Annotated in this window: 9 protein-coding genes; 5 read left to right on the top strand and 4 right to left on the bottom strand. The window is 69.6% G+C overall.

The genetic code is table 11. The features are described from left to right. Nucleotides 1–190 precede the first annotated feature (190 nt). Entirely contained in the window at nucleotides 191–1,069 is an 879-nt protein-coding gene (locus LK09_RS14025; RefSeq protein ID WP_052226782.1) for a type IV toxin-antitoxin system AbiEi family antitoxin domain-containing protein, read from the top strand. 233 nt (nucleotides 1,070–1,302) lie between these two features. Here LK09_RS14025 and lpdA read toward each other — a convergent pair whose 3' ends face one another. Together lpdA and LK09_RS14015 are read right to left on the bottom strand one after the other, a co-directional pair. After that, complete coding sequence (gene lpdA / locus LK09_RS14020) at nucleotides 1,303–2,700, bottom strand: dihydrolipoyl dehydrogenase (protein WP_039400618.1); 1,398 nt, start codon at nucleotides 2,698–2,700, stop codon at nucleotides 1,303–1,305. Nucleotides 2,701–2,722: 22 nt separating this feature from the next. Beyond that, nucleotides 2,723–3,352: a copper resistance CopC family protein gene (locus LK09_RS14015; RefSeq protein ID WP_052226781.1), complete on the bottom strand. Its 630-nt coding sequence runs from the start codon at nucleotides 3,350–3,352 to the stop codon at nucleotides 2,723–2,725. 111 nt (nucleotides 3,353–3,463) lie between these two features. Between LK09_RS14015 and LK09_RS14010 the strand changes: the two genes are divergently transcribed. Continuing rightward, nucleotides 3,464–3,856: a hypothetical protein gene (locus LK09_RS14010; protein WP_231563050.1), complete on the top strand. Its 393-nt coding sequence runs from the start codon at nucleotides 3,464–3,466 to the stop codon at nucleotides 3,854–3,856. 37 nt (nucleotides 3,857–3,893) lie between these two features. Here LK09_RS14010 and LK09_RS14005 read toward each other — a convergent pair whose 3' ends face one another. Beyond that, nucleotides 3,894–4,244, bottom strand: coding sequence for a hypothetical protein (locus tag LK09_RS14005; RefSeq protein WP_052226788.1), 351 nt, complete (start codon nucleotides 4,242–4,244; stop codon nucleotides 3,894–3,896). A gap of 182 nt (nucleotides 4,245–4,426) precedes the next feature. Between LK09_RS14005 and LK09_RS14000 the strand changes: the two genes are divergently transcribed. The 3 genes from LK09_RS14000 (at nucleotide 4,427) to LK09_RS13990 (ending at nucleotide 6,243) form a co-directional block, all read left to right on the top strand. Beyond that, the gene (locus LK09_RS14000; protein WP_039400693.1) at nucleotides 4,427–4,921 is read left to right on the top strand and encodes an FHA domain-containing protein; all 495 of its coding nucleotides are present in this window, start codon (nucleotides 4,427–4,429) and stop codon (nucleotides 4,919–4,921) included. After that, nucleotides 4,921–5,610: a transcriptional regulator FtsR gene (gene ftsR / locus LK09_RS13995; protein WP_039400613.1), complete on the top strand. Its 690-nt coding sequence runs from the start codon at nucleotides 4,921–4,923 to the stop codon at nucleotides 5,608–5,610. The genes LK09_RS14000 and ftsR overlap by 1 nt, the downstream gene beginning before the upstream one ends. Before the next feature lie 87 nt (nucleotides 5,611–5,697). Beyond that, entirely contained in the window at nucleotides 5,698–6,243 is a 546-nt protein-coding gene (locus LK09_RS13990; protein ID WP_039400611.1) for a MerR family transcriptional regulator, read from the top strand. A gap of 307 nt (nucleotides 6,244–6,550) precedes the next feature. On the opposite strand, the gene LK09_RS13985 is transcribed toward LK09_RS13990, so the two are convergent. Beyond that, nucleotides 6,551–7,363 (bottom strand): ParA family protein, encoded by an 813-nt coding sequence (locus LK09_RS13985; RefSeq protein ID WP_039400609.1) that lies wholly within the window; start codon nucleotides 7,361–7,363, stop codon nucleotides 6,551–6,553. Between the last annotated feature and the right edge of the window lie 53 nt (nucleotides 7,364–7,416).

Here is a 7,416-nt window from a genome sequence, read left to right as displayed (position 1 = left end):
GATGACGCGAGGGGAGGATGCCTGGCGCCGTCGGTCTCCTCCGCCCGCTCCATGTCCTCCTGCGGGAACCCGCACGAATCTCCCGGCCCCTCCTGTCCACAGGTGATCACGGCGCCCCGGATCGGCGGAGTCGTCCACAGTCCCCGCCACAGACGCTGCGCGGAGGACGGCCGCCGTCAAGGCTCGTCGGATGCGGAAACTGGAGACCCGGATCAGATCGTTGCTCGCCGACGTGGGGGAGCGCGGAGGTGTGGTGCGCAGCGCGGATGCCCGGGAGCGCGGCCACAGCCAGCGGACCATCGCCGCAGCCGTGGAGCGCGGGGAGCTGGAGCGGATCCGTCGCGTGTGGATCGCCCGGCCGACCGCCGATGCGCATCTGCGGGCGGCCGCGAGGGCGGGTGTCATCGTGAGCTGCATCACTCAGGCACGTCGCCTCGGGCTGTGGGTTCTCGACGAAAGGAGGGACGCACACGTAGCCGCTGACCCGCACCGCGGGCGCGTCGACGTGACCCCGGGCACCGTCATCCACCGTCTCAGGCCGGTCGTCCCGCGTGACAGGGCCGTTCTCGAGGATCCGATCGAGAACGTCCTCACCACCGTCGCCGCGTGTCAGCCGCTGGATGCCGCGATCGCCGTCTGGGACTCCGCGCTGCGCAAACGGCTGGTCACGCCGCAGGAATTGCGTCGTCTCCCCCTGACGGGCGCGGCGCGCCAGGTGCTGGACCATGCGAGTCCGTTCCACGACTCCGGGTTGGAGTCGATCGTCTTCCATCGCACGCGACGGTGGCCCGTTCGTGTCGTGGCGCAGGTGCCGATCGCCGGGCACGACGTGGACTTCCTGTTCGGCGACCGACTCGTCCTGCAGATCGACGGCGGTCACCACGTGGGCGCGCAACGGCAGACCGACCTGGAGCACGACGCCCAGCTGATGCTGATGGGGTACCACGTGATCCGCGTCGGCTATGCGCAGGTCGTGCACGACTGGCCGAGCATTCAGGCTCGCCTCATGCGTGCGATCGCCCAGGGACTGCACGAGGCCGACCCGCGGCGTTTCGGGCGGAGGGGATGACGGCAGGGGAGGATGCCGGACCCGACCAGCATCGTCCGCCCGCCCCATCTCCTCCGCTCGGACTGGTCCCCGTCGGCCCGGGCCTCGCGTTTCGGGCGGAGGGGATGACGGGAGGGGAGGATGCCGGACCCGACCAGCATCCTCCGCCCGCCCCATCTCCTCCGCTCGTGCCGCCCCCGCGCGAAAACGACGAAGCGCCGCCCCCGGGGGGAGCGGCGCTTCGTGCGGGTGCGTCAGAGGTTGATCATGTGTCCGGCGAGACCGTGGAAGGCCTCCTGGAGCGCCTCCGACAGGGTCGGGTGCGTGTGCACGTTGCGGGCCGCCTCGACAGCGGTGAGGTCCCACTTCTGCGCGAGGGTCAGCTCGGGCAGCAGCTCGGACACGTCCGGGCCGATCATGTGCGCACCGAGCAGCTCGAGGTGCTCGGCGTCGGCGATGACCTTGACGAAGCCGACCGGCTCGCCCAGGCCGTTGGCCTTGCCGTTCGCGGAGAACGGGAACTTCGCGACCTTGATCTCGTGGCCCGCCTCGCGCGCCTGCGCCTCGGTGAGACCGAACGACGCGACCTGCGGCGAGCAGAACGTGGCGCGCGGCATCATACGGTAGTCGCCCAGAGCCATGGTCTCGGCGCCCGCGATGGTCTCGGCGGCGACGACGGCCTGCGCCTCGGCCACGTGGGCCAGCTGCAGCTTCATGGTCACGTCGCCGATGGCGTAGACGCCCGGGACGTTGGTGCGCATGTAGTCGTCGATCTCGATCGCGCCGCGGTCGGTGAGCTTGACGCCGGTCTTCTCCAGACCGAAGCCCTCGACGTTCGGGGCGAAGCCGACCGACATGAGCACCTTGTCGGCGTCGATCTGGCCGGCGTTGCCGTCCTTGTCGGTGTACTCGACGTGCACGTGCGAGCCGTTGTCGGTGACCGAGCCCACGCGCGTGGAGGTGAGGATGTCGATGCCGTAGCCCTTGTACTGCTTGGCGATCTCCTTCGAGACCTCTTCGTCCTCGTTGGGGAGGGCGCGGGGGAGGAACTCGATGATGGTGACCTTGACGCCGTAGTTGGCCAGCACGAAGCCGAACTCCATGCCGATGGCGCCGGCGCCGACGATGACGATCGATCCGGGCAGCTCACGGGTGAGGATCTGCTCTTCGAACGTGACGATGTTGCCGCCGATCTCGACGCCGGGAAGGCTGCGCACCTTCGAACCGGTGGAGATGATGACGTTGTCGAAGGTGACCCGTTCGGACGTGCCGTCGGACTTGGCGACGTCGATCGTGTGCGCGTCGGCGAACGTGCCGCGGCCCTCGTACTCGGTGACCTTGTTCTTCTTCATCAGGTAGTGGATGCCCTTGACGTGGCCGTTGGCCACGGTGCGGCTGCGATCCCACGCCTTGCCGAAGTCGAAGTGCACGTCGCCCGAGATGCCGAACAGGTCGGCCTTGTGGTGGAACTGGTGTGCCAGGTCGGCGTTCTTCAGAAGAGCCTTCGAGGGGATGCACCCCACGTTGAGGCAGATTCCGCCCCAGTACTTCTCTTCGATGATGGCGACGGACTTGCCGAGCTGAGCACTGCGCACGGCCGCGACGTATCCGCCGGGACCCGCGCCGAGGATGACGACGTCGTAATGGGGCATGATCCAAGCCTATCGGTCGCGGTCAGGACTCTCGGTCGTCCGACGATTCCGTTTCCGCGGGCCGGCGACGGGTGACCAGCACCGCGATCACGATGACGACCACCACGACCAGGACGATGCCGCCGATCACCCACAGCACCGGCGAAGACGTGGATGCCGGCGCCGGGGCGGGCGTCGGCGAGGGCGTCCCGGTGGGGACCGGGGCGATGGTCGCGCCGGCGCCCTGCACCGTGAAGGAGAACTGTCCCGAGACCGGGTGCCCGTCCTCGGAGACGACGCGCCACAGCACCGTCACGGTGCCGGACGCGCCGCCGGCGACACCCTGGCTCACGACGTTGTCCTTCACGACCGTGGGTCCGGCGTTGATGGTCTTGCCGGTCGAGTCGGTGACCTTCACCTGGGTGCCGCCGTTGGTGTTGAGGACGAGTTCGCCGAACGTGAGGGTCACCTGCGCGGGCAGCGTCGCGAGCGTGGACCCGTCGGCGGGGTTGGTGGAGATCAGCTGATCGTGCGCGGACGCCGGCCCCGTCGTGAGGGCGACGCCTGCCGCCGCGAGCAGCAGCGACGCCGCCGCCGCGGCGATCCGGCGGCGAAGACCGCGAGGCTGCACGGTGGTGGAACGGAGCGGGCTGTGGGGCGTCGATGAGGTCACGCCCGGGAGCCTACCCGGGGTCTTTCCGAGACCCCTCCACGCGTTCTAGGCTGGCGCCAGGCGGGATCCGCCCGCCCATTCCGATCGAAAGAGAGGTGCGGTGTGGACACGATGATGATGGACGCCATGAAGTCGGGCGACATGATGTCGATGCGCGGCATGCCGGCGATGGACATGGCGATGATGCAGCGCTGTATGGATGCCTGCGCCGCCTGCGAGCAGGCCTGCACGGTGTGTGCGATGCAGGGGATGGACTGTGCTCCGGCCTGTATGAACTGCGCCGACATGTGCAACACGATGATGCGCAGCATGCTGCGGATGCAGGGCATGACCCCCGCCGTCATGATGTCGATGCTGGATGCCTGCATGGCGATGTGTCAGATGTGCATGGACATGTGCATGGCCCACAGCAACGACGACGTGTGCATGATGTGTGCTCAGGCCTGCAAAGCGTGCATGGACGCCTGCATGGAGATGAAGACCGCGATGATGGCGGCCGCCTGAATCGAGCCTGGCGCGGGGCGGATGCCGCCCCGCCCGGTCACGAGAGGTGGGCGACGTTCAGCCAGCGGGCCCCGTCGGCGAGCACGTGGTAGCGCTCGTGCAGCGCCACCGGCGACCCGGCGACGGGCAGGGATGCCGCGGCTGCCGTCCACACCTCGACGCGTGCGCCGTCGTCGACGCGGCGCACGATCACCGTTCCGGAGTGGCGCTCGGCCGACTCGACGACCGCATCGACCCACTCGGACGGGGTGGACGACGCGAGGCGTGCCTGGATGAGGTGCAGGGCGTGCCCCGGCGCGTATGTGGAGCAACCCTCGCCGACCGCGCACATGCACGCCGCTCGCTCACGCACCTCGAGGGGCAGTGGCGGACGGTGCGGCGTGGTCATCGCGGGCTCCTTCATCAAGGGATGGACTCGTGTCCTGGTGATTTCACGGTACGGCCGGACACGCCCGTGCGCACGCGATCCGAAACAGTGCGAAACACGCCGGTCCGCGGGGCTCCCGGGACCTGAGCGCGCCCTGTGAGCGGGTGTCTCATCCGATAGGCTGGGTGAAGAGGAGGATGAACGTGGACGAGAACCGCCGACCTGACCAGGCCGACATCCGACGCGTACCCGACGCCGGCCGGACGCCCGCGAACGATACGACCCAGACATTCGGGCATGACTCGGATCTGTCCTTCGTTCCCTTCGGGCTCGAACTCGGTCCGGCCGAGCTGGCCGCGATCGAAGCGCTGCCCAGCGGAGCGGCGCTCCTGCTCGTCCGCTCGGGCCCCACGGCGGGCGCGCGCTACCTGCTCGACACGGACGTGTCGACCGTGGGTCGCCACCCCGAAGCCGACATCTTCTTCGATGACGTCACCGTGTCGCGCCGCCATGCCGAGATCACGCGCGAGGGCACCCGGTTCGAGATCGTCGACCAGCGTTCGCTCAACGGCACGTATGTGAACGGTGAGCGCGTCGACCGCGCGGTGCTCGTCAACGGCGCCGAGGTGCGGGTCGGCAAGTTCCGGCTCAACTTCTTCGTCTCCCCGGCCGACCTCGCACGAGCGCAGGGGGCCTGATGGCACCCGCCGGGCAGGCGCGCACCGCGCCCGCGGGCGGGCTGAGCATCGGCCAGGTACTGGCACGACTCAGTCCCGAATTCCCGGCGCTGACCGCCAGCAAGCTGCGGTTCCTCGAGGTGCAGGGCATCGTGCATCCGATGCGCACCGACTCCGGGTACCGCAAGTTTCGGCCGGCCGACCTCGAACGACTGCGCCTCGCGCTGACGCTCCAGCGCGACCACTATCTGCCGCTCGCGAAGATCCGCGATTACCTCGACGAGGTGGATGCCGGCGAAAACCCGGCGCCACTGACGTCGACGCTTCCGGCATCCATCGTGCCGGGCCCGCGCCGCTACCGTCGTGACGAACTCCTCGCCAGCGCGGGGGCGACGCCGAAGCTGCTGGCCGATGCCGTCAGCGCCGGGGTCATCGCGCCGACCGACTCGTACAACGAGCAGTCGCTCGCGTTGCTGCGCGGCCTCGTCGCCCTCGACCGGCACGGCATCCAGCCCCGCCACGTGCGGGCGCTGCGGCAGTCGGCCGAGCGCGAGGTGGCCCTCGTGGAGTCGGCTCTCGCGCCGCTGCTGCGGCGAACGGATGCCGCTTCCCGCGGCAAGGCCGGCGAGCTCGCCTCGCAGCTGACGACGCGCATCGACGAGGTCCGCGCCGTGTTCGTCCGCGACGCGCTGGACCGCATCGTCTCGTAGCGCCCACGACACGCCGCCGACACGGCGGTCGTTGCCGCGGGCCCGGTGCGGTCGTAACGTTGGAGAAGTCAGAGATGGGGGAGCGGGATGACGGCACAGGAACGCGCTGACGCGTCGAGGTTCGGTTCCGAGCTGCTGTTCACCGACGGTCTCCCCGACATGGACGACGAGGTCGGCTACCGCGGCGCGGTCGCCGCCCGCGCGGCCGGCATCACGTATCGCCAGCTCGACTACTGGGCGCGCACCGAGCTGGTCGTTCCGACCGTGCGCGGCGCCAGCGGCTCCGGCTCGCAGCGTCTCTACGGCTTCCGCGACATCCTCGTCCTGAAGCTCGTCAAGCGTCTTCTGGACACCGGCATCTCGCTGCAGCAGATCCGCACCGCCGTCGAGCAGCTGCGGGTGTCCGGCATCCACGACCTCGCCGGCACCACGCTCATGAGCGACGGCGCCTCCGTCTACCTGTGCACGTCGAACGACGAGGTCATCGACCTCGTCAGCCGCGGCCAGGGCGTCTTCGGCATCGCGGTCGGCAAGGTCCTCACCGAGGTCGAGTCGACGCTCGTCGACTTCGACCCGCAGCTGCCCGACCCGATGGACGAGCTGGCAGCCCGTCGCACGCAGCGCACCGCCTGACCGTCGAGCACTCCGGCCGGCTCGAGCCGAGTTCTGCGCGGCCGAGAACTGCAGGACGGCCGAGCACAGGGTGATCCGGCGACATTCAGCCTGTTGCGGGCCGTCCGCCTGTTTTCAGGCGGGAGAGGGATGCCCCGGCGAAGGGGAGCCCGGCGTGCGCGGCCTTGGACCGAGAACAGCAGGATGGCCGAGTACAGGCTGATCCGGCGACATTCAGCCTGTTGCGGGCCATCCGCCTGTTTTCAGGCGGGGCCCGGGCCCGGCACGATGCGGGGCGGATGCCGACGGAGGATGCTGAGGCGGGGCGTCAGCCGACGGGCTGGTCGGCGGGGGCCTCGATGCGGCCGGCGCGCATGATGCGGTCCAGCAGGGCGTCGAAGTCGGCGGCGAGCTCCTGCGCGGAGTCGCCGGGCCAGATGTGCAGCGGCTTCGCGGCGCCCTGTGCCTGCTGCAGCGACGTGCGCTCGGGCAGCTGGGGCGAGAGCACGAGCGGACCGAACATGTCGCGCAGTTCCTTGATGCGGAACTGGTGCTCGATGGACTGCGGGCGGACGCGGTTGACGACGATGCCGAGCGGCTGCAGGCGCGGCGACAGGCCGCGGCGGATCTCTTCGATCGCACGCAGGGCGCGGTCGGCGGCGGCGACGGAGAACAGGCCGGGCTCGGTGACGACGATCACGCGGTCGCTGGCCGCCCACGCGGTGCGGGTGAGCGCGTTCAGCGACGGGGCGCAGTCGACGAGCACGAGGTCGTAGTCGGCTTCGACGGAGGCGAGGGCCTCTTCGAGCTTCCAGACGTCGCGGACGCTCGGGTGCGGGCCGTCGAAGTTGATCGCCGACGGGCTGCCGATCAGCACGTCGATCGTGCCCGGATGCACCTTCGCCCAGCCGCTGGAGGTGATCGCCTGACGGACCGTCTTCTCCTTGGGGTTGGCGAGGACGTCGGCGACGTTGAGCCGCCCGGCGACCTGGATGTCCATGCCCGTGGACACGTCCGACTGCGGGTCGAGGTCGACGACGAGCGTGCGGACTCCGCGCGCGAATGCGGCGGACGCGAGTCCGAGGGTCACGGTCGTCTTGCCGACTCCACCCTTGAGCGAGCTGACGGATAAGACGTGCACAAGCCACTACGTTACCGTCCCCTAGGCTGAGAGCACACTCAGCCAGCGACGGC

The organism is Microbacterium mangrovi, from assembly GCF_000802305.1.
Classification (GTDB): Bacteria; Actinomycetota; Actinomycetes; order Actinomycetales; family Microbacteriaceae; genus Microbacterium; species Microbacterium mangrovi.
Note: the sequence above shows the minus strand (reverse complement) of the source record. Positions and strands in the feature narration are given on the sequence as shown.